This window comes from Comamonas jiangduensis, assembly GCF_030162955.1.
Classification (GTDB): domain Bacteria; phylum Pseudomonadota; class Gammaproteobacteria; order Burkholderiales; family Burkholderiaceae_C; genus Comamonas; species Comamonas jiangduensis.
This window is the reverse complement of record NZ_JARXOV010000019.1, coordinates 14,704-38,633: the sequence shown is the minus strand read 5'-3', so window position 1 is coordinate 38,633 and position 23,930 is coordinate 14,704. Positions and strand designations below refer to the sequence as shown.

Sequence of the window (23,930 nt, the reverse complement as noted above, 5' to 3'; positions counted from 1 at the left end):
GGTTGCGCGCTCAGCGCTATTTTTTGGTGGGTGGTAAATCGCGTTCATCCATGATGAACGGGTTCAACTCAGCTTCCAGGCTTTGGAGGTTGACCTCTGCAGATGCTGTGTCTGTTTTCTCCGTGGAAGGCGGTGTGGATGCCGTGGCTTCCCAGTTCAGGGTCAGCCCCTCCATCAGTATTTCATCTGGTGCAAAGTGTGCGGTGCTCTGGAACGGGGAGTCATTGTGGGGATTGGGTGGTGCCAACGGTGCTTGCGCAGGCGCCGCGCTGAGCATGTCCAAGTTGGCCGCACTCAATGGCAAAGGTGTATGGTCAGCTGCCGCCGTAGCAGCAGTGCGCGCAGGATAGCTGGTTGGCGCAGGGACATTGTCAAAAACGACCTCTGGCAATGGAACTTCAGTGGGGGCGGTGCGCACCCGTCCCGGCAACTGGCCACGGCTTGACGCTGGTGTGGTTTGCGCCACGTTATAGAGCATGAGCAAGTCATCAAATGCAGACAAGTCAAAGCGCATATCGCTTTCTCTGTGGTCAGCAGCAGGCTTGCGAACAATCAAATCGCGCAGCAAGGTTTGCACTTCATCGGTAGGCCAGAGTGCTTCAATTTTGCTGAGAACCTCGGGGTGGCCGCTCCACAGGTCATACCCCTTGCGCGAGAAACCAAGGAAATCTGGCACTTTAACGTTGAAATGCGCTTGGAACTGTTCGCGCACTTGCTCAAATGTTTCAGTGCGACTGAGCCGGTACAACAGCTGTAACAGTTCGATATAGGCTAGGGGTGAAGAAGCTTGGTGCTCTGCAATATGCGTTTGCAAGATCTCGATGGCTTGGTCGTTCTCCCCAATCGAGGCATAAAACTCTGCCTGCTCTTGCACATCGAAAAGCGCTTGGGCAGTTAATACCTCGGCAATTGAGGGTGATGCCTCTGGCGAGGGCTTATGCCCAGCGAGTTGTTCGAATTCTGCGTACAGCTCTTCCGGCATCACCGTGGGTGATGACGCTTCAGCGCTGCTCCAGCTTTGTGACGCAGGTTTGCTTGCTGCCGAAGCGATTGCGGCTTCGAAAGGAGTAGGTTGCTCGGCAGCCGAGGGTGTGACCGCTGCCGCAGCAGCTTGGGGAGTAACTGCTGTGCTGCTTCGTGTGTCAATGCTGGTTGCTTGTGCGGAATCATCCACTGCAAGCACGGTATCAGCCCACGACCGCTGTGCGTTCATGCGCTCTTGTTTGATGCGTTGCAGCAGCCAAGCAATGGTCGCAAGGGCCAAAGCCAGCATGCCCAGCATGATGTGAACCCACAAAGGTAAATCTTGGTTCTGTGCCTGCACCAGCTGTGTTTGCAAGCTGATGATCTCGCTGCGATTGTTGGTCAGCTGGGACTGCAGTGTTTGCAGCTGCTTTTCCATGGCTTCCAATCGCGCAGCGTTGGCATCCAGCACCAGTTGGGTTTGGGCATCGATGCTGCTACTTGGCAGGTTCTCCGTTGTTGCGGATGTGGCAGGGACAGCGCTGCTGGGGGCGTCGAGCCCCTCAATCGGTTCAACCCGCAAACGTGGCTTGTCTTCGCTGGTGTTGACAGCGGCGGCGACGGGGAGGGGCGCAGCCGCGGACGTGTCGGCAGGTGCTGCAGCGCGCTCAGCGGAGGGCGCTGACTTTGGGGCTGTGGCAGCTGAAGCTGCGGCAACCACTTTGGGCTTGTTTGCCGCAGGTTTGACGACGCGCTTGGGAGCGCGTGGTTTTTTCTCAGGCGCTGCAAGGGCCACGGCTGCCGCGGTGGCGGCTGGCACAGGGCTGACTTGAATCTTGCTCAGATCTATCGGCGTGGTAGATGCGGCGAGCGTGTGCGGAGGATCTGCGAAAAAAGTGTAGCTGCGTGCTATGGCCCCAGCGCACCCTGCATGCAGTTTGACGGTGATCAGCGGCTCGTATACAGGGGTGCTGGTACGCAGGCGTACGGCATTGCCCTGTGGGGTGAGCGAGATCTGAGCGCGTGAAATGGCGGCATCGCCCATCCATACGTCCGCAGCGATGCAACTGCTGTCTGCTGTCTGGCCAGCATCTGGCATAACCTGAAATACCAGGTCAATCGGAGAGCCCAGTTGCACATTGCCTTGGGTATTACCCAGAGACAAGGCACTAACTTGCGATGCAGCAGCAACGCCACTGGCCAGAATGAGAAGGTCGCGAAGTTTCACAATAAATTCTTTATTGCCCAAGTATTTTGACAAGCGCTCGGTGCAGCACGAAGAGGTTGTGGCAGAAAGCTATGGACGGCACTTTAGTGTTAGTCAGAATGTGTCGGATTGTCGTACCTGTGTCATTGCTTTGGGGCAAGCACTTCAGAAAAAACGACGTTGTTGCCTATGAGGGACTGAATGTCAACGATTTATAACTTTGCACATTACCCTCTTAATTGGAAGAGGGGTTAGCCAGTGATTGCAATTGCGCTGCCAGCAGTTGGATGGAAAGCGGGGCACAGCCTTCCGCATCATTGCTGATGGTGACAAAAGCCGGTTGCCCTGCGCCCGTGATGCCGTGGATGGTTCGTGCCAGCACGTTGCGCGTGTGGCGGTCTGGGCTGCGTATTTCACTAAAAGGTTGGTGCTTTTCTTGCGCAGCGGTGTAGCCGAAAGGTCCAAAAGTGGTGTTGAGGTTCCAGCGGCACACCAGCGGGGTAGGCCAGAGTTTGCGCAGAAGGGGCAATTGCTGCTCGATAGGGGGCATTTTGCCGTGCAGGCCCAGGCACATGGTGGCCGCATTCGATTGGAGCACTTGGATGAATGCCTCTTGCAGCAACAGCGGATCGCGTACTTCGACCGCCACGATCACATTGGGTGCTGCACCCAGCGCAGCGCGGGTGGTGGCCAAGAGGGCGTTCAGCGGCTGCCACAGGTGATCCGGTCGGCGCAACAGCTCCCAAGGCAGGGGGCTGAGCTGGTAGACCAGCACGCCCAGCTTATTGCCAAGGCCTTCTAAGGCGGGTACCACGAATTGTTCGATTGTCAAGCTGGGGTTCAAAAACGCAGAGTTGCGCTGCTGACCTTGCCCTTCTTCGCTGCGCACCAGGGCATCGGTGATGACATTCGGGCACTTGACCACAAAGCGGAAGTCTTCGGGCACCTGTGCGGCCATTTGGGCGTACTGCTCGGTGCTCAGGGGGCGCCAAAAACTGCGGTCCACGCAGACAGTGCGCATCAGCGGGTGCTGGCTCAAGGCCGTGAGGCCTTTGCGCGAGAGTGTGGACGCATCGTAGACGCCATCCCACACCAACCCATCCCAGCCGGGGTAGGACCAGGTGGAGACCCCCATGCGCAGGGTGTGGGGCAAGTCCTGTGCCAGCGCCAGCAGAGGCGCTGTGGCCGCCACCGCCTGAACCCCCGCAGACTTCTTCGAAGGTCTAGCGGAAGGTGGTACAGGAGCTGGTGCGGCGCCGTCGCCAAACAAATCGTCTTGCATGAGCGGTAGAGCTTAGAGTGTTTTTGCCCGCTGAGGTATATGTGGCGTGCGCTAACAGCTATCAATTGTGTGGATATGCAATTGCTGGCAGCCGAAATGCAGCAGATGCAAATGTCTATGGCACACTTGCCCGCTTTCAGTGAACCAGCGCCGTGGGGTGCGTAACGCATGCAAAAAATCATTGGGCAAATTGCCGCAGAAATCAAAGTCAGTGCGCAGCAAGTCAATGCTGCCGTGGAGTTGCTGGATGGTGGCGCGACCGTGCCGTTCATCGCCCGCTACCGCAAGGAAGTGACCGGGGGCCTGGACGATGTGCAGCTGCGTGAGCTGGAGGCCCGCCTGTCTTACCTGCGTGAGCTGGAAGACCGCCGCGTGGCCGTGCTCAAGGCGATTGACGAACAGGGCAAGCTGACCGATGCGCTGCGACTGGCGATTGCCAATGCGCCGACCAAGCAGGAACTGGAAGACATCTACCTGCCGTTCAAGCAAAAGCGCCGCACCAAGGGCCAGATCGCCAAGGAGTTTGGCATCGAACCGCTGGCCGACAAGCTGTTTGCCGACCCCACGCTGGACCCGCACGAGGAAGCCAAGGCCTTCTGTCAGCCGGCCACGACACTGGACGATGGCAAGCCCGGCCCTGATTTCAGCACCACCTTCGCCGTGCTGGATGGCGTGCGCGACATCCTGTCCGAGCGCTGGGCCGAAGACCCAGCCCTGGTGCAAAAGCTGCGTGAGTGGCTGTGGGACGAGGGCTTGCTGCGCTCCAAGAAGGTGGAGGGCAAGAACGAGGACGACCCCGAGGTCGCCAAGTTCCGCGACTACTTCGACTACGACGAGCCGATTGGCTGCGTGCCTTCACACCGCGCGTTGGCGGTGTTCCGCGGCCGCGCGCTGGAAATCCTCGAAGCCAAGCTGGTCCAGCCCGTGGAGCCCGAACCCGGCCAGCCCAGCCTGGCCGAAGGCCGCATTGCCCTGCACCTGGGCTGGAGCCACGCCAAGCGTGCCAGCGATGACCTGATCCGCAAGTGCGTGGCCTGGACCTGGCGCGTCAAGCTCAGCCTGTCGACCGAGCGCGACCTGTTCGGCCGCCTGCGCGAAGACGCCGAGAAGGTGGCCATCAAGGTGTTTGGCGACAACCTGCGCGACCTGTTGCTGGCCGCCCCGGCCGGTGCCAAGACCGTGATGGGTCTGGACCCCGGCATCCGCACCGGGGTGAAGGTGGCCGTGGTGGACAGCAACGGCAAGCTGGTGGACACCGCCACCGTCTACCCGCACGAGCCACGCAAAGACTGGGAAGGTTCGCTGCACACCCTGGCCAAGCTGGTGGAAAAGCATGGCGTGAACCTGATTGCCATTGGCAACGGCACGGCCAGTCGCGAAACCGACAAGCTGGCGGCCGACCTGATCAAGCTGGCCGCCAAGGCGGACAAGAAGATCGAGAAGGTGGTGGTCAGCGAGGCGGGCGCGTCCGTGTATTCGGCCAGCGAATTCGCCTCGCAGGAGCTGCCCGATGTGGACGTCAGCCTGCGCGGCGCGGTGAGCATTGCGCGCCGCCTGCAGGACCCGCTGGCCGAGCTGGTGAAGATCGACCCCAAGAGCATCGGTGTGGGCCAGTACCAGCACGACGTGAACCAGAGCGAGATGGCGCGCCAGCTGGACGCCGTGGTCGAAGACTGCGTGAACTCGGTGGGCGTGGACCTGAACACGGCCTCGGCCCCGCTGCTGACCCGCGTGTCGGGCCTGAGCGCCTCGGTCGCCAAGTCCGTGGTGCGCTGGCGCGATGCCAACGGCTCGTTCAAAAACCGCAAGCAGCTGATGGACGTGGCCGGCCTGGGCGCCAAGACTTTTGAGCAGGCCGCCGGCTTCTTGCGCATCCGCGGTGGCGACAACCCGCTGGACATGACGGGCGTGCACCCGGAAACCTATCCGGTGGTGGAGCAGATCATTGCCGCCACCGGCAAGCCCGTGGACCAACTGATGGGCCGCAGCGACGTGCTCAAGGGCCTGAAGGCCGAGCAGTTTGTGACCGAGAAGTTCGGGGCCATCACCGTCAAGGACATCCTGGGCGAGCTGGATAAGCCCGGCCGCGACCCGCGCCCGGACTTTGTGGTGGCGCGTTTCAACGACGGCGTGGAAGACATCAAGGACCTCAAGGAGGGCATGATCCTCGAAGGCACAGTCAGCAACGTGGCCCAGTTCGGCGCGTTTGTGGACCTGGGCGTGCACCAGGACGGACTGGTGCACGTCAGCCAGATGAGCCACAAGTTCGTCGAGGACGCACGCGAGGTGGTCAAGACCGGCCAGATCGTCAAGGTCAAGGTGCTGGAAGTGGACGTGGCGCGCAAGCGCATCAGCCTGACCATGAAGCTGGACACTGCCCCCGCCCGCCGGGATGGCCCGCGCGACAACCGCTTTGAAGGCGCAGGCCGCAGCAACAGCCATGGCACTGCCAGCCGGGGTGGCCGCGACAGCCATGCCCAGCCTGCGCAGCAAAATGCCATGACCTCGGCTTTTGCCAAGCTGCAAGGCTTGAAAAAATAAGCGAAGGCTTGGCAAAAAAGGGCTGCACGTGCAGCCCTTTTTTGGGGGACTTGCTGCCATGCAAAGCTGCGGGTGCAGCAAAGCAGGAAATTGGGCGACAAAGCCCGTGCATTTCGCTCCAAGGAATTCGTGCTGGATGCGACATTGGTCAAATTTGGGAGCGTGCTTTCCAGGGGGCAAGGGCTATGCTCAGACAACCTTGTGCCGTTTGTCCCCCCTTGCTGCTTGACGTTTGATCTATGCATGTTGCCAAAGAACTTTCTCTGCCGTGTCAGCCGCGCGTGTTGGCGCTGCTGATGCGGGAGTTGCTTGGCGATGTGCCCAATATGCGGCGCGTGAATCAGCTGTTTGGGGGTGACCCTGTGCTGGCCGCCCAGTTGATGCAGTGTGCGAACAGCAGCGCTTTTCAAATGGCGGGGCAGGTGCGGGGGATTGCGCCGGCGATTGTGCTGCTCGGTGCGCGCCAGCTCAGAGGTCTGCTGAAGAAGGCAGAGCTGGGGTTGACGGTGCGTTCAACCGCCGGAATCGATATGACCCAATTTGCACGCATCAGCCATGCGACGGCCAAATTGGCCCGTAATTTGGCGGGATTGACGGGCCTGGATGGCAGTGCAGCCTATATGGCCGCGTTGTTGCACGCGCTGGGGCAAATCATCTTGCACCAGACGCAGCCCGAGCGAGTGGCCGTGTTAAATCAGGATGCCGGCATCTGGGATCCCCGCCGCCCACGTCTGGAGGCCAAGCACTGGGGCTATAGCGCCAACAGCACCACTGCGGCATTGCTGCGCAGCTGGAATTTGCCCAGCGATGTGGTGGCGTCGATCCAGTCGCTGGAAGCGCCGATGGCCACCGAGAGCTTTGACCCCATGGCGGGCTTGCTGCACCTGGCGGTGTGGTGCAGCCGCGCCAAGCATGTGGGCTGGAGCGAGCGCACCATGGCCGACACGTTCCCGGTGGACGTGGCGCTGGCCTTGGGCGTGGATGTGGACGTGGTCTTGCAGCAAGAGGCCATTGACTGGCACCAGTCTATGTATTGATAGCAGCCAGCGCTTGCTGCATCAGCGCTAGAGCACAAAAAGACTACATTGGCAGGCGCCGCTTGGCGTAAAAGGATGACAGGCAGGGCGGCTGCGCCGGTGCGATTCTTGGGCACCTTGATTTTGTGCACCGCCATGTCTGATCGCTCCCCTTTGTCGCCTGTCCTTCCTGGTGCCACTGCCGATGCTGTCACCCCGCCTGAAAGCCCTGCAGCGCCAGCGCAGCCGGTGCTGGAAAGTCGCGCGTCGCTGCGCCAGCCCCGTGAGAGTGTGGCCAGCTTGCAGGCAGTGGCTGCGGTATTGCCAGGCCTGCGCTGGCTCATCGGTTTGTTGATTGCCAGCATCATCATTGCAGCGCTGTATTTTGGCCGGGACATTCTGATTCCTCTGGCTTTGGCGGTGCTGGTGGGTTTTTTGCTAGACCCGGCGGTCACCCGTTTGAAGCGTTGGGGGCTGTCGCGCATGCTGGCAACCTTGTTGGTGGTGGTTTTGACTTTGGGGGCGCTGACGGGAATCGGCTTTTACCTAGGCAAGCAGGTGCAGAGCTTGAGTGCAGATTTGCCCACCTACCAAAACACCATCAAGCAAAAGCTGCGCAATTTGCGTGCGCTCAGCAGCGGCCCGAGTGTGTGGGATGGAGCTATCAAAACCTATAGCACGGTGGAGTCTGAAATTGCCAAGGCCGCAACTGCGGCAGAAAAGCGCCCGCCGCGCGTGCAGCAAGTGGAAGTGGTGCGCGATGAGCCCAAGCCGCTGGAGAAAGTCGTGCAGTGGCTAGACAAGGTCAGTGAGCCCGTGGCCATGATTGGCATCGTGCTGCTGTTTGTGATTTTGATCTTGCTCGATCGCGATGGCCTGCGTGATCGCCTGCTGCGCCTGATGGGCGGGGGCAACCTGCACGTGGCTACCGACGCGCTGGATGAGGCCTCGGTTCGGATTGGTAAATACCTGCGTATGCAATTTATTGTGAATGTGACCTACGGCATTCCGATGGCGGCGGGGCTGTGGCTCATTGGTGTGCCTGGGGCGCTCTTGTGGGGTGTTTTGGCCACGATCATGCGCTTTGTGCCGTATGTGGGGCCGATGATTGCGGCCGTTTTTCCGCTGACATTGGCATTTGCGGTGGCGCCGGGCTGGGAGATGCTGCTGTGGACACTGGGCTTGATCTTGGTGCTGGAGTTGATCAGCAACAACGTCATAGAGCCCTGGCTGTATGGCTCCAGCACGGGCCTGTCGACCTTGGCCATCATCATGGCAGCCACTTTCTGGACGGCTTTGTGGGGGCCGATTGGCCTGATTTTGTCCACTCCGCTGACGGTGTGCTGCCTCGTGCTGGGGCGCTATTTGCCGGGGTTGCAGTTTATGGAGGTGCTGCTGGGCAGTGAGCCCGTCCTCCATCCGCCGCAGCGTTTGTACCAGCGCTTGCTGGCTGACGATGTGAACGGTGCGATTGAGCTGGCCCATGCCGATATTGCCCAGCGTTTGCCTGCCAAGCCCAGTGCCCAAGACAAGGCAGGCGCTGTGGCCGATTTTTATGCCGAGGTGGGTGTGCCCAGCCTGCAACTGGCCTATAAGCACCATACCGAAAATGCCACGGCAGAGCACCGCCTGCGGCTGTTCAATGGTTGGGCAGCGGTGTTGGAAGAACTGGCCGAAGAATTCCCTGCGGCGCAGCCACCTCTGGCCGTGAACCCTGCGCCCCATGTGCTGTGCGTGGGGGCCCGCTGGGAAATTGATGCGCTGGCTGCGGACATGATGGCGCACAGCTTGCAGCTGCAGGGTGTGCCGGCCCGTAGTGCCAGCCATGCGTTAACGCCAGCACTGGCGGCGGAGGAAATGGCGGACTGGGGGCAGGCGCAGTGGCTGGTGCTCTCAACCTTTCATGCGCAGCCGCGGGCCTTGGTGCGGCAAATTCTGCGTCGCGTGCGCCGCCGTTATCCGCAGCTCAAGGTGGTGCTGACGTTGTGGAATGGCGGCCCCGCCGTGCTGCAAGAGCAGGCGCTGGCACGGCTGGGGGCTGATGCCGTGGCCACCAGTGTGCTCGAGCTGTTGCTGCGCATGGCGCAGTTGATGGCACCCGATCCGGCTCCTTTGGGTTATGTGGCAGCCGCTTTGCCCAAGGATGACGAGGCCCGTGTGCAGTTTTTGGAGCACAGCGGCGCGCTGCTGCCTGTGCATGCCCCGATGTACAAAGAGGCCGTGCTCAAAGCAGCCAACGTTTTCAATGTGAAGTACGCCCAGGTCTCTTTGGTCGGGCATGACTGGGTGTACACCCCCGGCAGCTTGCTGTCGAATACCACTCCCCCTGGCGCGCAGCCGGGACTGCCCCGGGATCTCTCGATTTGCTCGTACGTGGTGCGTGATAGCGCGGACTTGGTGGTTGAAGACGTGGCACGTGACCCCCGTTTTTCTGACAACCCCGCGTTGGTAGGTGCTGGCGTCAAGTTCTATGCCGGTGTGCCGCTGAAAACCACCAAGGGCTACATCTTGGGCACGCTGTGCATCATGCACGACGCACCGCGCACGTTGGCGGACGATGAGATGCAAGTGCTGCACGCGATGGCCGAGTATCTGGTGGAGCGCCTGCGTGCCGCGCATCTGGCCGATTCGGCCAAAGACGCAGCCAGCTAAAGCCAGGGGCAGGGCAGCAGGGCGCATGAGACCGCATTGCGGATTTCTGCTTCGCTGCGCGGTTGCGTGATGGAGAGCAGTCCTTGCCCCTTCTGGTAATTTCCATCAAATAAATATAGCGAGTGGCGCTTGATGGGTAAGCGTGAAGCGCCAATTTGGCCATGGTTTTACATGGCGGCTTGCAACATGGCTTCGTAGTCTTGCGCGCTGGCCAGGCGTGGGTTGGTGCCGTGGCAGTGGTCTTTCAGGGCACCGTCAATCACTTGGTCAAACCACGCCCGCTCTACCCCCATGGCCGCCAGCCCCTTGGGCAGGCCCAGGCGGGCGTTCATGTCGGCCAGAGCAGCGGGAATGTCACTGGCGCTTGCCAGACCCATGGCGTGGGCCATTTTTTCCAGGCGTTGCTCGCGCTGCACGGACTCCGCCTGCGCATTGAACGTGACAACTGCAGGCAAAAACATGGCGTTGAGCGTGCCGTGGTGCAGGCGTGGCTGCACACCGCCCAGGCTGTGGCTGAGGCTGTGCACACAGCCCAAGCCTTTTTGAAACGCCATGGCGCCTTGCATGCTGGCACTCATCAACTGGCGGCGGGCCTCGGCATCCAGTCCGTTGCGCGTGGCGCGCTCAATGTGGGCCCAGCCACGGGTCAGACCATCCAGCGCAATACCGTCTGCCGGTGGGTTGAACGCGGCAGACATAAAGGTTTCCATGCAATGGGCAATTGCATCCATGCCCGTGGCGGCCGTGAGCATGGGGGGCAGGCCGTAGGTGAGTTCGGGGTCGCAAATGGCGGCTTTGGGCACCAGGTGCCAGCTGTGAAAGCCCAGCTTGCGGTGGTCGTCGACGATGATGATGGCGCCGCGTGCTACCTCGCTGCCGGTGCCGCTGGTGGTGGGCACGGCAATGATGGGCGCTACCGCCTCGGTGATGCGGGGAGAGCCGCCTTCGATGGTGGCATAGGTGGTCAGTGGCCCGGGGTGGGTGGCGGCAATCGCTACGCCCTTGGCGCAGTCAATCGCGCTGCCCCCGCCCACGGCAATCAGCCCGTCGCAGCCCTGCTGCTGGTAGAGCTGGGCGGCCGCGCGCACGGCGGCCTCGGTGGGGTTGCTGGGTGTGGCATCAAAGATGGTCACGGGCATATTGCCCAGGGCATCCAGTGCTTTTTGCAGCACGCCTGCTGCTTTGACGCCAGCATCGGTCACCACCAGGGGGTGGGTGATGCCCACGCGCTGGCACTCTTGCGCCAGCAGGCGCACGGCGCCAAAGTCGAACTGAATTTGCGTGACATAGTTGATAAAAGCCATCTTTTCACTCCAAGCACCGTGTTTGCAATGGCGGGCAGTGTGGAGCAGCTGCGAGGCCATGAACACCCCGTCAACCCTGAGTTGCAGGCGCAGCGCGTCACCCAAGGGACAAGCCATTGGGCTGCAACCGCGCGGTGATTGCTGCATGATGTGCAGCTTTGTGATTGCCCCTAAACCAGCGCAGACGCTGGTGCCCTGTTGTGAACGAAGAACACGAACTCCACCATCCCTTAACCCCCGCCATGCGTGACGTATTGCGCCGCATGGCGCGCGCCAATCGGCCCCATTTGCACACCTTGACACCGCAGCAAGCGCGCGCAGCGTACGAAGCCGGGGCCGGGGTGCTGGAAATTACGCCCGCCCCCTTGTCCCGCATAGAAGATATGCGGATTCCTGCACGCGACGGGCATGCACTGCTTGCCCGCCTGTATGCACCGCGTGCGCAGGCCGAGGGCGCGCTGCCGGTGCTGCTGTACCTGCACGGCGGCGGCTTCACGATTGGCAGCGTGGCCACGCACGATGTGCTGTGCCGGGAGTTGGCCCATCAGGCAGGCTGTGCGGTCGTGTCGCTGGACTACCGCCTGGCGCCAGAGCACCAGTTTCCCACCGCCAGCAACGATGCGTGGGATGCCTTGCAGTGGTTGGCGCAGCACGGCGCCAGCCTGGGGCTGGACAGCACCCGCATGGCCGTGGGCGGCGACAGCGCTGGCGGTACCTTGGCCGCAGCGTGCGCCTTGCTGGCGCGCGATACGGGCCTGCCGCTGCAGCTGCAGGTGCTGATTTACCCCGGCACCTGTGCCCACCAAGATACCGACTCGCACTTTGCCTATGCGCACGGCCTAGTGCTGGAGCGCGCAGGCATCCAATGGTTTTTTGACAACTATGTGCGTACCGCCGCCGACCGCGAAGACTGGCGTTTTGCCCCGCTGCTGGCCCATGACGTGGAAGGCGTTGCCCCGGCGCTGGTGTGTTTGGCGGAGCTGGACCCGCTGGTGGATGAAGGCGTGCAATACGCCGACATGCTGCGCATGGCGGGAGTGCCGGTCGAGCTGGAAATCTACAAAGGCGTGACGCACGAATTCATCAAAATGGGCCGGGTGATTGCCGAGGCACGCCAGGCCCATGCCGCGATTGCAGCCGCTTTGCGTGCCGCCCTGGGCACATCGCCCGTTGTTGACAAGTAGATAAATAAGTAAGAAAGCCTTCTTTATGCGCCCCCAAGATTTTCGTTGCCACCAGCGCCTGAGCGTGCGCTGGGCAGAAGTGGATGCCCAAAAAATCGTCTTCAACGCCCATTACCTGATGTACGCCGATGTGGCGGTGACCGAGTACTGGAAGCAAATGGCCATGCCTTACGCGCAAAGCTGGGGCGCGCTGGGTGGCGAATTGTTTGTGAAAAAGGCCACCACCACCTACCACGCATCGGCCCAGATGGGCGATGTGCTGGATGTGGGTATCCGCTGCGTCAAGCAAGGCAATACCTCGCTGCAATTTGAGGCGGGCATCTTCCGCGGGCAGCAACTGCTCAATACGGTGGAGCTGGTGTATGTGTTTGCCAATGCCGATCAGCAACCCCAGCCCGTGCCCCAGCAACTGCGTGACATGCTCAGCGCATTTGAAGCCGGTGAAGACATGGTGCAACTGCGCTCGGGCAACTGGAACGATCTGGGGCGCCTGGCAGAGCGCCTGCGCATGGAAGTATTTGTCAAAGAGCAGGGCGTGCCGCGCGAGATCGAAATTGATGAGTTTGACCCCATCTGCCGCCACGTGGTGGCCGTCAACCGCCTGGGCCACCCGGTTGCTACCGGCCGCCTGGTCAGCGATGCGCCCGGTGTGGCGCGCATTGGCCGCATGGCCGTGGCGCGCGAGATGCGTGGCGGCCAGCTGGGGCGCCAGGTGCTCGATGCTTTGGTGCAAGCCGCCCGCGACCGAGGTGATCGTGAGGCCGTGCTGCATGCCCAAGTGCACGCACAAAACTTTTATGCCCGCGCTGGCTTTGTGCCCGAAGGCGAGGTATATGACGAAGCGGGCATTGACCACATCACCATGCGCTTGAAGCTGTAAAAATAAGAGCTGTCAGCGCTCAATAAAAAAGGGTTTCAGGTAGAAATGGCCTGAAACCCTTTGTTTTATGAGCGTAAGCAGCTATCAAATTCTAAAAGCTTGAACGCTGTGCGCCATCTGCACCGTCTGGTCTTGCAAGCTTGATGCTGCGGCGCTGGACTGCTCGGCCAAGGCCGAGTTTTGTGACATGGAGCTTTCCAGCTGGTGAATGGCATGGCTAATGTCTGCCATGGCCGTGCTTTGCTCGTGGGTGGCGCTGGTGATCTCGCTCATGTGCTTGGTGACATTGCGCGACGCTTGGAGCAACTCCTGCATGGCGTCCAGGGCTTGTTTGCTTTGCACCGCACCCACGCCAATCGATTGTTCCGAGGTCTGAATCAGCGCCCGGATTTCCTTGGCCGATGCGGCAGAGCGCAGGGCCAGGCGGCGTACTTCTTCGGCCACCACCGCAAAGCCACGGCCTTGTTCGCCCGCGCGCGCAGCCTCGACGGCGGCATTAAGGGCCAAGATATTGGTCTGGAAGGCCAAACCATCCACCACCGCCACAATTTCAGAAATTTTGCCGGACTGGGCGCTGATGGATTCCATGCTTTGGGCCAAGTTGCTCATCACCGTCTGGCCTTTGTGCGCGGCATCCGCGGCCTGGCGCGTCATGGCGTCAGCCTCAGCGGCCAGTGCGCGTGACTGCTCGACCGTGGCCATCACACGCGTGGCGGCGTTGGCGGTTTCTTCCAAGGCGCTGCAGGCCATTTCGGTGCGCGAAGACAAATCATTGCTGCCCAGCTCAATTTCTTGGCTGGCCGTGTGTACCTGGGCCACGCTGCGGGTGACGGTGCGCACCGTGTCGTTCAACTGCAAGATAATCGCTTTCAAATCTTTGGCCAAAGGTGTCTGGACAGATTCTTGGGCAATATGTAAATTGAATTTATCACCGTGGTGAATGGCTTGAACCAGTCCCTGTAATTCAATGCCCTGCAAAAAAGATTGTGCAATATTTTTGAGAATAAAAATTTCAACCGCAGTTTGCACCACCACAAAAGCAGCATGCAAAATGATTTTGAGAAAATCAGCCTCTGTGGTGCAGTAAATACCGTAGCCCCAAGCTTGCAGGCGGTCAAACAGAAAGTGGTGAACCGCAAAGAACGTTGCACACGCCACCACCACACGCCAGTCGCGGTAGACCATGACCAGCGCCAGCGTCACAAATACACCAAAGTGAAATTCAATGGTGCCCAGTGACACCTGAATTTGCAAAACAATGGTGGCGCAGAGCAATAGCGGCAGTGCATAGCGCGCAAACGCTGTGCCACGTGCGGTCCAGAAAATACCGGCTGCAGCGGTAATCAGCAAGGGGCTGATAATCAGTGCCGCATTCAAATCCGTATAGTGCCAGGCGATAGGGAAAGCTAGCAAAGCAGAGATGCTGACCAAAATCAGCATCAACAAGTCTGCTTGTTGGCTGACTTCTTGGGTGGCATTCTTTACGCTTGGGCGGGGGCGTGGCACACCTTGCACAAAGCCGGTAGTTGATGGGATGACCGATGAATCCATATAAAATCCCAATATTGGATTGGGTTGCTGTTTTTAATTGATTTATAAGATGCTAAATATTTACTCAAACAAATATTGAAATAATTATTCAAATTCATTTAAAAATATTGCTTTTGATCGCTAAATTTTAGCAGCGCGAAAAAACTTAACGTTTCATCGCCTGGCAAAGCATACTTTTTGACTCTAAATAATTGTCAATCACGGTTAAACGGGGAGGGCTTGGAGGTCACGTCTTGGCTGTGTCGCCACGAGCCCACGTTGCTGTGTCAGACCGGCTGGCACCCTAGGGCTGCGGTCATGCCTTTTTGCAGGGGGCAGCGAATGCTGGTGCTGTTTGCGCAGGGGGCCTCCATGGCAGTGCGCAGTGCAATGTCACCTTCCTGGATGGCTGCGCTGGCTGCGATCCAGGCGCGTGCTTAATGCCGGGTGCGGCCCCAATTCATGATGGCCGTGCCCGTGATGGCCATGGCGCCACCCAGCAGCATGGGGGGGTCTATGGTCTCGCCCAGCCAGTAGGCCGAGATCAGCACGCCAAACAAAGGCACCAGTGTGATGTAGCCGGATGCAGCCCCCGCGCCCAGGGCCTTCACGCCATCAAAGTACCACGCGTAAGCCAGCGCAGTGGCACCAAAAGCGAGAAAAAGCAGCGCGATCCAGGCGGTGGTGCCGCTGTGCACAGCGCTGGCCATGGCACTCGGGCCTTCTACCACCAGGCTGGCTGCCAGCAACATGCACGCACCGATGGTGCTGGTGACGGTGGTGGTCGACAGGGCATCAACGCCCGTGAGCATCCAGCGGCCAATCAGGGTGTAGAGCACCCAGCACACCACGCAGCCCAGAATCAGCAACTCTCCCACCCCCATGGCGCCTTGCAGCAGGGTTGCGGGTTGCCCGTGTGAGAGCACAACCACGGCGCCCGCAATCGCCAGTGCCATGCCGGTGGCGATGATGGTATTTAGGCGTTCCTTGAAAATCCAGGCTGCCATCAGCAGTGTCATGACCGGGTTGAGAGTGATGACCAGCGCGGCTTTGCCCGCAGGCAGGTGTTGCAAACCCGATAAAAAAAACGCCGCATAGCCCAAAACCCCGGTGGCGCCTGCCGCGGCCATGCCCAGCCAGCGCTGAGCACTCCAGTTTTTGAGTTGTTGCAAGCCACCAGCCCAATACAGCCAGGGGATGAGCACCAGGGCCGCGAGCAAAAAACGCAAGCTCGCACCCGCCAAAGGTGGCATGGACTGCGCAATGATGCGCCCCGCAGGCCACGAAGCGCCCCACAACACGGCCATACCAATAAGCCGCAAGTGCGGGCCAAAACGCGGATTCAATTGCATGGGCGCCACTATGCACCAGCGCGCGGCGTGGACAGGGCAAAACGTCTGAACGCGCTCGTACGCTATGAGAGGGAAATAGGCTGCTGGCGTAATGTGCGTATGCGCTGGTAGCTATGTTTTTTAAAGTGCTTGTTGGGCGAAATCTTTGCTCGTGTGCCAGCGTGCAGCAAGCCTGCGCATTTGCAGGTTGGTTACCCACAAGATGGGGCTGTGGATGTTGCTGGAGATAGAGCCCGAGCCAGCGCGCTGCTTGGTGTGCGGTCTTTGAGTGTTGGGTTGGACGATGGCTGGGTGGAAGCATCGCACCCGGCACTGTACGCACGCATAGTGCGTGCGGTCTGGGCTGCGGCTGAACTTGCTACTACTAGCGTTGCGCGGTTGGATGCGGTGCTGTTTCCGCTCAAAAAATACCCATTTCCAGACCGGCCGCCAGGCTCGCGCCCAGGTCGCGGCAGGCTTGCAAGTCGGCCTCTGCAATCTGCTTGGGGGCGGCAATCGCCTCCGGCGTTTGCGCATGGGTGCAGACAATCAGGGGCTCGGCCACGGCTTGGAGGCGCCAGCCCGTGGCAATGCGGGCGATTTGCCGCGCCGCGTTGCTGCCATCACTGCCTGCACAAATGAGCGTGGCATAAGGCCTGCCTTGGATGCGATCCAGCGCGCCGTAGTAGGTGCGGTCAAAAAAATCTTTGAGTAACCCGCTGATGGCCGCCAAGTTCTCTGGCGTGGCAAACACATAGGCATCGGCTTGCAGCACATCTTTGGTGTGTGCATCGCTGGCATGCAGCAGGCGCACCTGCAGCGCCTCGGCTGCTTGCTGTGCGCCTTGCTGCAGCGCATGCACCATTTGCAGCGTACCGCCGGTGTGCGAGTGGTAGACGATGAGCAGGGTGGAGGGGGCAGTCATGGCCAGCAGCATGGCGCAAAGTGGTGCTCAGGGCAACCAAGGCGCGCTGCACCGTTGATAGGTGTTGGTATGCGCTGGTGCAGCATGCGCCGCGTGCGCATTGTGCACCCCCCGCTGCATGTGGCGCGATGTGGTTTGTGGCGTGGCACTGCATTGGCACCGCAGAGGAGGATCTTTCTGGGGGCAGCAGCTTGCAGAGCGTGGCTGTAAGCTGATAAAAAAAGAGCTACTAGCGCTGATCTTTGCTGACTTTCCCTATGTTATCTATCGGAAATCGTTGCAAATACAGCGGTAGCAGCTCTTTTTTGGGGAGTATGTTGTTTACAGCTCTTCGACGCGACGGGCGGGGTAGCTGTCCCAGCTTTGGCAGCCGGGGCAATGCCAGAAATGCTGGCGTGCTTCAAAGCCGCAAGCGGCGCAGCGGTAGCGGCTGAGCGGCTTGCTGGCGTGTTCCAGGGCTTTTTGTACGGCAGGGTGGTGCTCTTCGTGCTCCAGTTTCTCGCCAGCCAGCCATTTGGTGGCAGCCACCAACGACGGCTCTTTGGCCAAGTGCTGCACATACCAGTCACGGCTTTGGCCCTCGCCCTCTGCCGGTGCCGTGTTCAGTGCGACCAGGGCATCAAGTAAGTCCAGCGAAGGCATTTGCGCATAGCGCGCGCGCAGCAGTTGCGCGGCAGCGTCTTGCTGGCCCGTGGCGGCAGCCACTTCCAGCATCAGCGGTGCTGCCAGTGGCAGACCCTGGGGCGTGGTTTGTGCCAAGGTTTGCAGCGTCTGCCAAGCAGCTTGCGACTGGTTCAGCCGGTGCTGAATACGCGCCAGCTCAATGCGGGGGCGTGGTGTTTGCGGGGCAATGCGCACCGCTTCCTGCAGCAGTTGGTGGGCGGTGTCCAGCTGGGCGTGGCTGGCTTGTTCAGTCGCTTGCTCGCACAGGTAGTGGGCCAAGCGCCCGCTGAAATCGCCTTGGTTGGCTGTCTGCATGCGGCGGGCAATCTCGGCCGCCTGCTCCCAATCGCGTGAGCGCTCGTAAATCGCCAGCAGGGCCAGGCGTGCTTCGGCTTCGTAGGCAGAACCTTCAAGGCGACGCAAGGCCTCTTCGGCACGATCAAGCAGACCCGCTTTCAGAAAGTCTTGCGCCAGGCCGTGCTGGGCGCGGTCACGGTCTTCACGGCTTAAATCTGCACGCGAGAGCAGGTGCTCGTGCACGCGCACGGCGCGGTGGTATTCACCACGGCGGCGAAACAAGTTGCCCAAGGCGAAGTGCAGGTCCGCAGTCTCAGGGTCGTTTTGCACGGCCTCGATGAAGGCGTCAATTGCTTTGTCTTGCTGCTCGTTGAGCAAAAAGTTCAGACCCTTGAAATAGGCTTTGGGTGCTTGGCGGTTGTCTTGGCGCACTTGGCGCAGGTCCATGCGCGAGGCCAGCCAGCCCAGCACAAAAGCCAGGGGCAGCCCCAGAAGAATCCAGCTGAGATCAAAGTCCATGGATGGTCGGAGGAAGTGGGTCAGGGGAGGCGGTAGCCGCTGCGGCTTCTTCAGGGGCTGCAGGCTGGCTCAGTTTGGCTGCGGTGCTGCGGTGTTTCCACCAGCGCGGCACCATGACCAGCACACCTGCAATCAGACCGCCTACAAATGCTGCCAGCACCACCAGCACCAGCGGTGCTTGCCAGAACGTGCCAAAGAAAAAGTGCACGGTGACGGTTTGCTGGTTATTGAGCGCGAAGGCAAACAGGGTGAAAAAAATGGCTGCCTTGAGCAGCCACAGCAGATATTTCATGCGAGCCCTTCCTTATTGCCTTGAATTTTAGGCGCACCGGCGGGCCAGCGGGCAATCACGGCATGTTTGCTGGTGATTGCCTTAGTCTGCAGCCGGGGCTACAGGCTGTGCAGGAGGGGTTTGAAAGTCCACGGCTTCGCGCAAGGCCTTGCCGGGCTTGAAGTGTGGCACACGCTTTTCGGGAATATGCACTGATTCGCCGCTGCGTGGATTGCGCCCAATACGGGCAGGGCGACGAGAGACAGAGAAGCTGCCAAAACCACGAATTTCAATGCGCTGGCCTTGCACCAAGGCGTCGCTGACGGCGTCTTGAATGGTTTTGACGGCGTGTTCGGCGTCACGCTGGGTGAGTTGGGCAAAACGGGCTGCCAACTCTTCAACTAAATCAGATCGGGTCATGAAGCAATCATCCCAAGAACGGTACTTGGAAAAAACGACGGGCGCTTTGACAGCGCCCGCCGGGGGTCTTGGAAACTGCTCAATCGTGAGCAGTTGTCAAAGACTTATTACTTGTCGGCGTCCAGCTTGGCGCGCAGCAGAGCACCCAGGCTGGTTGTACCGGCATTTTCCTTGGACGACTGGGCCGACAGGGAAGCCATGGCTTCTTGCTGTTCAACCATGTCCTTTTGCTTGATGGACAGCTGGATGTTGCGGGTCTTGCGATCCACGTTGATCACCACAGCAGTCACTTCGTCGCCTTCCTTCAGGACGGAACGAGCATCTTCCACGCGATCGCGGGACAGTTCGGACACGCGCAGGTAACCCACGATGTCGTCGCCCAGATCGATTTCAGCGCCCTTGGCGTCCACAGTCTTGACCTTGCCGGTCACGATCTGGCCCTTGTCATTCACGGTAGTGAATGTGGTGAAGGGGTCGCTGTCCAGTTGCTTGATGCCCAGGGAGATGCGCTCGCGCTCAACGTCCACGCCCAACACGATGGCTTCAACTTCTTGGCCCTTCTTGTAGTTACGCACGGCGGCTTCGCCGGTTTCGTTCCAAGACAGGTCAGACAGGTGCACCAGGCCGTCGATACCGGCAGCCAGACCCACGAACACGCCGAAGTCGGTGATGGACTTGATGGGGCCCTTCACGCGGTCGCCGCGCTTAGTGTTCTGTGCAAAGTCTTGCCATGGGTTGGCCTTGCATTGCTTCATGCCCAAGGAGATGCGACGCTTGTCTTCGTCGATTTCCAGAACCATGACTTCCACTTCGTCGCCCAAAGACACGAGCTTGGAAGGAGCGATGTTCTTGTTGGTCCAGTCCATTTCGGAAACGTGCACCAGGCCTTCGATGCCGGGTTCCAGTTCCACGAATGCGCCGTAGTCAGCGATGTTGGTGACCTTACCGAACAGGCGAGTAGCGGAGGGGTAGCGACGTGCAACGCCCATCCATGGGTCGTCGCCCATTTGCTTCAGACCCAAGGACACGCGGTTCTTTTCGGTGTCGAACTTCAGGATCTTGGCCATGATTTCTTGGCCAGCTGTCACCACTTCGGATGGGTGACGCACGCGACGCCATGCCATGTCGGTGATGTGCAGCAGACCATCGATGCCGCCCAGGTCCACGAACGCACCGTATTCGGTGATGTTCTTGACCACGCCCTGCACGATAGCGCCTTCCTTCAGGGTTTCCATCAGCTTGGCGCGCTCTTCGCCCATGGAGGCTTCCACCACAGCGCGGCGGCTCAGCACCACGTTGTTGCGCTTGCGATCCAGCTTGATGACCTTGAATTCCAGAGTCTTGTTTTCGTAAGGAGTCAGATCCTTAACAGGACGTGTGTCGATCAGCGAGCCGGGCAAGAATGCACGGATGCCGTTGACCAGCACAGTCAGGCCGCCCTTGACCTTACCGGAGGTGGTGCCGGTCACGAATTCGCCAGATTCCAGCGCCTTTTCCAGCGACAGCCAGGAAGCCAGACGCTTGGCGGTGTCACGCGACAGGATGGTGTCGCCGTAGCCGTTTTCAATCGAGCCAATGGCAACGGACACGAAGTCGCCCACTTGCACTTCGATTTCGCCCTGGTCGTTCTTGAATTCGTCGATTGGCACATAGGCTTCGGACTTCAAGCCAGCGTTCACCACCACGAAGTTGTGCTCAACGCGCACGACTTCAGCGGTAATAACTTCGCCGGGACGCATTTCAGTGCGTTGCAACGATTCTTCAAATAGGGCGGCAAAAGATTCAGACATGTAGTTCCTTGTCCGCGTACAGGTTTCCGGTAGCACGATTGCTGCGCGTTTTTATGGCTGTAAGCGGAGGTTGCAGGTAAAAAGCCTGCGGGGTTAAAGGTTAGACAACCGCAGCACCAGTGCGTCAACGGCGCGAATGTGGTGTGCGGGCCAGTGCCAGTTCTCTCTCCAGTGCTTACGCGCTGGCGGTAAAAGGCTGGCGTTGCTCCCACCAAGTCAACACCTGTTGCACGGCCTCATCGATCGTGCCGCTGGAGTTGTCGAGGTAAAGAGCATCTTCGGCGGGCTTCAGGGGCGCTGCAGCGCGATGCATATCGCGCGCGTCGCGGGCCTGAAGATCCGCTAAAAGGTCTGCCATATTAGCAGAAAGCCCTTTGGAAATCAATTGCTTGTAACGCCTTTCTGCGCGGCATTCGGCGGTGGCCGTCAAGTAGACCTTCAAAGGCGCATCTGGGAAGATGACGGTGCCCATGTCACGGCCATCGCCCACCAGGCCGGGCAACCGGCGGAAATCGCGCTGTACCTGCAGCAACGCTTGGCGCACTGCCGGGAAAACGGCCACGCGCGAGGCATTCATGCCGGCTTCTTCGGTACGAATTGCCAGGGAGATGTCATCGCCATCGAGCAACACGCGGTGGTCTGGCGTGAAGGTAATGGCCTTGCTGCACACAAGGTCTGCAATGGCTGAGGCGTTAGCCTCTGTGATGGCGATGCCTGCGCGCGAAGCTGCCAGTCCGGTAATCCGGTAAAGCGCGCCGGAGTCCAGCAGCGCAAAGCCTAATTTTTCTGCTACGAGGGCGGCGATGGTGCCTTTGCCCGAGGCAGTGGGGCCATCGATGCAGATGACGGGTGCGGGTTGGGAGGCTTGGGACACGCTGAACAATGCTTCGAAATAGTCCGGGAAGGTTTTGGCTACGCACTTCGGATCCTCAATGCGCACCGGCAGCCCTGCGGGGTTGAAGGCTGCCAGCGAAAAGCACATGGCCACGCGATGGTCGTCATAGGTGTGGATGCTGGCGGCTTTCCAATCCACAGGTGATGCCGGTGGCGTAATGCGAATGAAGTCCTGGCCTTCTTCCACGCTGGCGCCCAGTTTGCGCAACTCGCAGGCCATGGCGGCGATACGGTCGGTTTCTTTGACGCGCCAGCTGGCAATGTTGCGCAGCGTGGTGGTGCCGTCGGCGTACAAGGCCATGGCGGCCAGCGTCATGGCGGCGTCGGGGATGTGGTTGCAATCAAGGTCAATCGCCTTGAGGGGCCAGGCGCCGCGCGAGATGTGCAGCCAATTGGGGCCGCTCTCCACCACGGCACCCATGGCCTGGGCGGCTTCCACAAAGCGGATATCGCCCTGGATGGAGTCTTTGCCCACACCCAGCACCTGGATGCCATTTTTTGAATCATTTTGGCTGCTATCGCAGGCTGCTATTGCGCCAAGTGCTATGAAGTAGCTAGCGGACGAGGCGTCAGCCTCGACGTGGATATCACCGGGGGACTGGTAGCGGCTGCCTGCGGGGATCACAAAGCGCTGCCAGTTGTCGTTGCGCACCGCAATACCAAAGCGCGCCAGCAACTCCAGCGTGATGTGGATGTAGGGCTTGGAGATCAGCTCGCCCACCACTTCAATGGTGATCTGGCGGTCTGTGGCCAGCAGCGGCAGCGCCATCAGCAGCGAGGTCAGGAACTGGCTGGAGACATCGCCACGCACCTGAATGGGGGCATCACTGAGCTGGCTGAAGTCGGGCTGGCCGATGTGCAGCGGCGGAAAGCCCTCATTTTTCAGGTAATCAATCTTGCAGCCCAGCTGGCGCAGCGCATCGACCAGGTCGCCAATCGGGCGCTCGTACATGCGGGGAATACCCGTCATCTCAAAACTGCCCCCCAGCACCGCCAAGGCCGCCGTCAGGGGGCGCATAGCAGTACCGGCGTTGCCTAAAAACAGCTGGCTCCGTGCGTTGTTGGGTAAAAACCCGTCGATGCCGGTAATGCGCAACGGCTGGCCCGCAACCACCGCAGAAGGCTCCACCACGCAGCCCATGTGCTGCAAGGCTTGGAGCATGACGCGGGTGTCGTCGGAGTCGAGCAGGTCATGCACGGTGGTGGTGCCTTGGCTCAAAGCCGCCAGCAACAGCACGCGGTTAGAGATGCTCTTGGAGCCGGGCAGCTGTACGCTGCCGCAGGCCGAGGCCAGGTGTGGAAGGTCAAGGAAAGCGGTGGTGTACATGCGCAAACAGGCAAAAAAGAGGGTCAGGCGGCGGGGTCGGGCGCGCCATGGGCAGCAGCTTGCGGCGCATTGAAGCGGCATTGCGCGCGGGCTGCGCTGGCCAAGGTAATCATGTCTTCCAAGGCCTGGGCATTGTCCGATTGCAGCACGTCTTCAAAAGCTTGCACGGCGTGCTTGAACTGTGCGGCTTGGGCCAGCACCTCGGTTTTGTTGGCCAGCAAAATGTCGCGCCACATCTTGGGGTCGCCCGCTGCAATGCGGGTGAAGTCACGAAAGCCCGGGCCTGCAATGCTCAGAAAGGCGTCTGCTTGCGGCTGGCGCATCACGCTTTGCATCATGGCAAACGCCAGCATATGGGGTAGGTGGCTGACGGCGGCAAAGGCTGCGTCGTGCGTCTCGGGGGACATCACGCGCACATCGCATTCCAGCGCCGTCCACAGCGCCTGCGCCTTGTGCAAATGGCTGGTGAGGGTGCGCTCGGTGGGGGTCAATATGACTTTGGCACCCCGGTACAAGTCGGCATCGGCATGGGCCACGCCCGCCACTTCTTTGCCGGTATTGGGGTGGGCGGGCACAAAACTGGCGATCTGGTTGCCCAGCGCATTGCGTGCTGCTTGCACGACATCGCCTTTGGTGGAGCCGACATCCATGATCAGCATCTCGGGCGTGACCAAGTGCTTGATGGATTTGAGTGTGGCTTCGGTAGCGCCCACGGGCACGGCCAACAGCACCAGGTCGGCACCGGCAGCGGCCAGCAAGGCCGAGGGCGCTTCCACATCAATCACCCCCATTTGCAGGGCGCGGGCGGTGGTAGTGGGGGACTTGCTGTAGCCCACGACACGTTGTACCAGGCCTGCTTTTTTCAAAGCCAGTGCAAACGAGCCGCCCATCAGGCCGCAGCCAATCAGTCCTAACTGTTCAAACATGGCGCCGC

17 protein-coding genes are annotated in these 23,930 nt (G+C 60.2%); 5 read left to right on the top strand and 12 right to left on the bottom strand.

All coding sequences use genetic code 11. The features are described from left to right. Positions 1-16: 16 nt before the first annotated feature. Both QEP12_RS14200 and QEP12_RS14195 read right to left on the bottom strand, forming a co-directional pair. Positions 17-2,191 (bottom strand): THO complex subunit 7 family protein, encoded by a 2,175-nt coding sequence (locus QEP12_RS14200; RefSeq protein ID WP_284214654.1) that lies wholly within the window; start codon positions 2,189-2,191, stop codon positions 17-19. A gap of 214 nt (positions 2,192-2,405) precedes the next feature. Then, positions 2,406-3,452: a DUF72 domain-containing protein gene (locus tag QEP12_RS14195; RefSeq protein WP_284214653.1), complete on the bottom strand. Its 1,047-nt coding sequence runs from the start codon at positions 3,450-3,452 to the stop codon at positions 2,406-2,408. A gap of 168 nt (positions 3,453-3,620) precedes the next feature. On the opposite strand from QEP12_RS14195, the gene QEP12_RS14190 reads away from it, so the two are divergent. From QEP12_RS14190 to QEP12_RS14180, 3 genes are all read left to right on the top strand, one after another. Continuing rightward, positions 3,621-5,993: a Tex family protein gene (locus QEP12_RS14190; protein ID WP_284214652.1), complete on the top strand. Its 2,373-nt coding sequence runs from the start codon at positions 3,621-3,623 to the stop codon at positions 5,991-5,993. 239 nt (positions 5,994-6,232) lie between these two features. Further along, positions 6,233-7,030 carry an HDOD domain-containing protein gene (locus tag QEP12_RS14185; protein ID WP_284214651.1) on the top strand — a complete coding sequence of 266 codons (798 nt, stop codon included), beginning with the start codon at positions 6,233-6,235 and terminating at the stop codon, positions 7,028-7,030. A 135-nt stretch (positions 7,031-7,165) separates the two neighbouring features. After that, a complete protein-coding gene (locus QEP12_RS14180) occupies positions 7,166-9,661 on the top strand; it encodes an AI-2E family transporter (protein WP_284214650.1) in 2,496 nt (831 codons plus the stop codon). A 167-nt stretch (positions 9,662-9,828) separates the two neighbouring features. On the opposite strand, the gene QEP12_RS14175 is transcribed toward QEP12_RS14180, so the two are convergent. Beyond that, the gene (locus tag QEP12_RS14175) at positions 9,829-10,965 is read right to left on the bottom strand and encodes an iron-containing alcohol dehydrogenase (RefSeq protein ID WP_284214649.1); all 1,137 of its coding nucleotides are present in this window, start codon (positions 10,963-10,965) and stop codon (positions 9,829-9,831) included. A gap of 242 nt (positions 10,966-11,207) precedes the next feature. Between QEP12_RS14175 and QEP12_RS14170 the strand changes: the two genes are divergently transcribed. Both QEP12_RS14170 and QEP12_RS14165 read left to right on the top strand, forming a co-directional pair. Next, entirely contained in the window at positions 11,208-12,149 is a 942-nt protein-coding gene (locus QEP12_RS14170; protein ID WP_284214681.1) for an alpha/beta hydrolase, read from the top strand. Positions 12,150-12,174: 25 nt separating this feature from the next. Next, the gene (locus tag QEP12_RS14165; protein ID WP_174863246.1) at positions 12,175-13,029 is read left to right on the top strand and encodes a GNAT family N-acetyltransferase; all 855 of its coding nucleotides are present in this window, start codon (positions 12,175-12,177) and stop codon (positions 13,027-13,029) included. Positions 13,030-13,113: 84 nt separating this feature from the next. On the opposite strand, the gene QEP12_RS14160 is transcribed toward QEP12_RS14165, so the two are convergent. From QEP12_RS14160 to QEP12_RS14120, 9 genes are all read right to left on the bottom strand, one after another. Next, positions 13,114-14,580: a methyl-accepting chemotaxis protein gene (locus tag QEP12_RS14160; RefSeq protein WP_174863247.1), complete on the bottom strand. Its 1,467-nt coding sequence runs from the start codon at positions 14,578-14,580 to the stop codon at positions 13,114-13,116. 416 nt (positions 14,581-14,996) lie between these two features. Continuing rightward, complete coding sequence (locus tag QEP12_RS14155) at positions 14,997-15,911, bottom strand: DMT family transporter (protein ID WP_284214648.1); 915 nt, start codon at positions 15,909-15,911, stop codon at positions 14,997-14,999. A 400-nt stretch (positions 15,912-16,311) separates the two neighbouring features. Further along, positions 16,312-16,815, bottom strand: a complete 504-nt coding sequence (locus tag QEP12_RS14150; RefSeq protein ID WP_174863248.1) for a flavodoxin family protein — start codon at positions 16,813-16,815, stop codon at positions 16,312-16,314. Between the two features lie 321 nt (positions 16,816-17,136). Further along, the gene (gene lapB / locus QEP12_RS14145; protein WP_284214647.1) at positions 17,137-18,294 is read right to left on the bottom strand and encodes a lipopolysaccharide assembly protein LapB; all 1,158 of its coding nucleotides are present in this window, start codon (positions 18,292-18,294) and stop codon (positions 17,137-17,139) included. Then, positions 18,284-18,586: a LapA family protein gene (locus tag QEP12_RS14140; protein WP_284214646.1), complete on the bottom strand. Its 303-nt coding sequence runs from the start codon at positions 18,584-18,586 to the stop codon at positions 18,284-18,286. Before QEP12_RS14140 ends, lapB begins: the two co-directional genes overlap by 11 nt. Positions 18,587-18,667: 81 nt before the next feature. Beyond that, entirely contained in the window at positions 18,668-18,985 is a 318-nt protein-coding gene (locus tag QEP12_RS14135; RefSeq protein WP_284214645.1) for an integration host factor subunit beta, read from the bottom strand. 107 nt (positions 18,986-19,092) lie between these two features. Continuing rightward, positions 19,093-20,775 carry a 30S ribosomal protein S1 gene (rpsA, locus tag QEP12_RS14130; RefSeq protein WP_219162042.1) on the bottom strand — a complete coding sequence of 561 codons (1,683 nt, stop codon included), beginning with the start codon at positions 20,773-20,775 and terminating at the stop codon, positions 19,093-19,095. Positions 20,776-20,950: 175 nt separating this feature from the next. Beyond that, on the bottom strand, positions 20,951-22,996 hold the full coding sequence (locus QEP12_RS14125) for a bifunctional 3-phosphoshikimate 1-carboxyvinyltransferase/cytidylate kinase (RefSeq protein WP_284214644.1): 2,046 nt from the start codon (positions 22,994-22,996) through the stop codon (positions 20,951-20,953). Positions 22,997-23,019: 23 nt separating this feature from the next. Continuing rightward, on the bottom strand, positions 23,020-23,922 hold the full coding sequence (locus QEP12_RS14120; RefSeq protein WP_219162040.1) for a prephenate dehydrogenase: 903 nt from the start codon (positions 23,920-23,922) through the stop codon (positions 23,020-23,022). Positions 23,923-23,930: the final 8 nt, after the last annotated feature.

Excerpts from the sequence above, each read along its gene's own strand:
- QEP12_RS14195 (WP_284214653.1), bottom strand. The coding sequence starts at position 3,452 with ATGCAAGACGATTTGTTTGGCGACGGCGCCGCACCAGCTCCTGTACCA.
- QEP12_RS14190 (WP_284214652.1), top strand. The coding sequence starts at position 3,621 with ATGCAAAAAATCATTGGGCAAATTGCCGCAGAAATCAAAGTCAGTGCG.
- QEP12_RS14185 (WP_284214651.1), top strand. The coding sequence starts at position 6,233 with ATGCATGTTGCCAAAGAACTTTCTCTGCCGTGTCAGCCGCGCGTGTTG.
- QEP12_RS14180 (WP_284214650.1), top strand. The coding sequence starts at position 7,166 with ATGTCTGATCGCTCCCCTTTGTCGCCTGTCCTTCCTGGTGCCACTGCC.
- QEP12_RS14175 (WP_284214649.1), bottom strand. The coding sequence starts at position 10,965 with ATGGCTTTTATCAACTATGTCACGCAAATTCAGTTCGACTTTGGCGCC.
- QEP12_RS14170 (WP_284214681.1), top strand. The coding sequence starts at position 11,208 with ATGCGTGACGTATTGCGCCGCATGGCGCGCGCCAATCGGCCCCATTTG.
- QEP12_RS14165 (WP_174863246.1), top strand. The coding sequence starts at position 12,175 with ATGCGCCCCCAAGATTTTCGTTGCCACCAGCGCCTGAGCGTGCGCTGG.
- QEP12_RS14160 (WP_174863247.1), bottom strand. The coding sequence starts at position 14,580 with ATGGATTCATCGGTCATCCCATCAACTACCGGCTTTGTGCAAGGTGTG.
- QEP12_RS14155 (WP_284214648.1), bottom strand. The coding sequence starts at position 15,911 with ATGCAATTGAATCCGCGTTTTGGCCCGCACTTGCGGCTTATTGGTATG.
- QEP12_RS14150 (WP_174863248.1), bottom strand. The coding sequence starts at position 16,815 with ATGACTGCCCCCTCCACCCTGCTCATCGTCTACCACTCGCACACCGGC.
- lapB (WP_284214647.1), bottom strand. The coding sequence starts at position 18,294 with ATGGACTTTGATCTCAGCTGGATTCTTCTGGGGCTGCCCCTGGCTTTT.
- QEP12_RS14140 (WP_284214646.1), bottom strand. The coding sequence starts at position 18,586 with ATGAAATATCTGCTGTGGCTGCTCAAGGCAGCCATTTTTTTCACCCTG.
- QEP12_RS14135 (WP_284214645.1), bottom strand. The coding sequence starts at position 18,985 with ATGACCCGATCTGATTTAGTTGAAGAGTTGGCAGCCCGTTTTGCCCAA.
- rpsA (WP_219162042.1), bottom strand. The coding sequence starts at position 20,775 with ATGTCTGAATCTTTTGCCGCCCTATTTGAAGAATCGTTGCAACGCACT.
- QEP12_RS14125 (WP_284214644.1), bottom strand. The coding sequence starts at position 22,996 with ATGTACACCACCGCTTTCCTTGACCTTCCACACCTGGCCTCGGCCTGC.
- QEP12_RS14120 (WP_219162040.1), bottom strand. The coding sequence starts at position 23,922 with ATGTTTGAACAGTTAGGACTGATTGGCTGCGGCCTGATGGGCGGCTCG.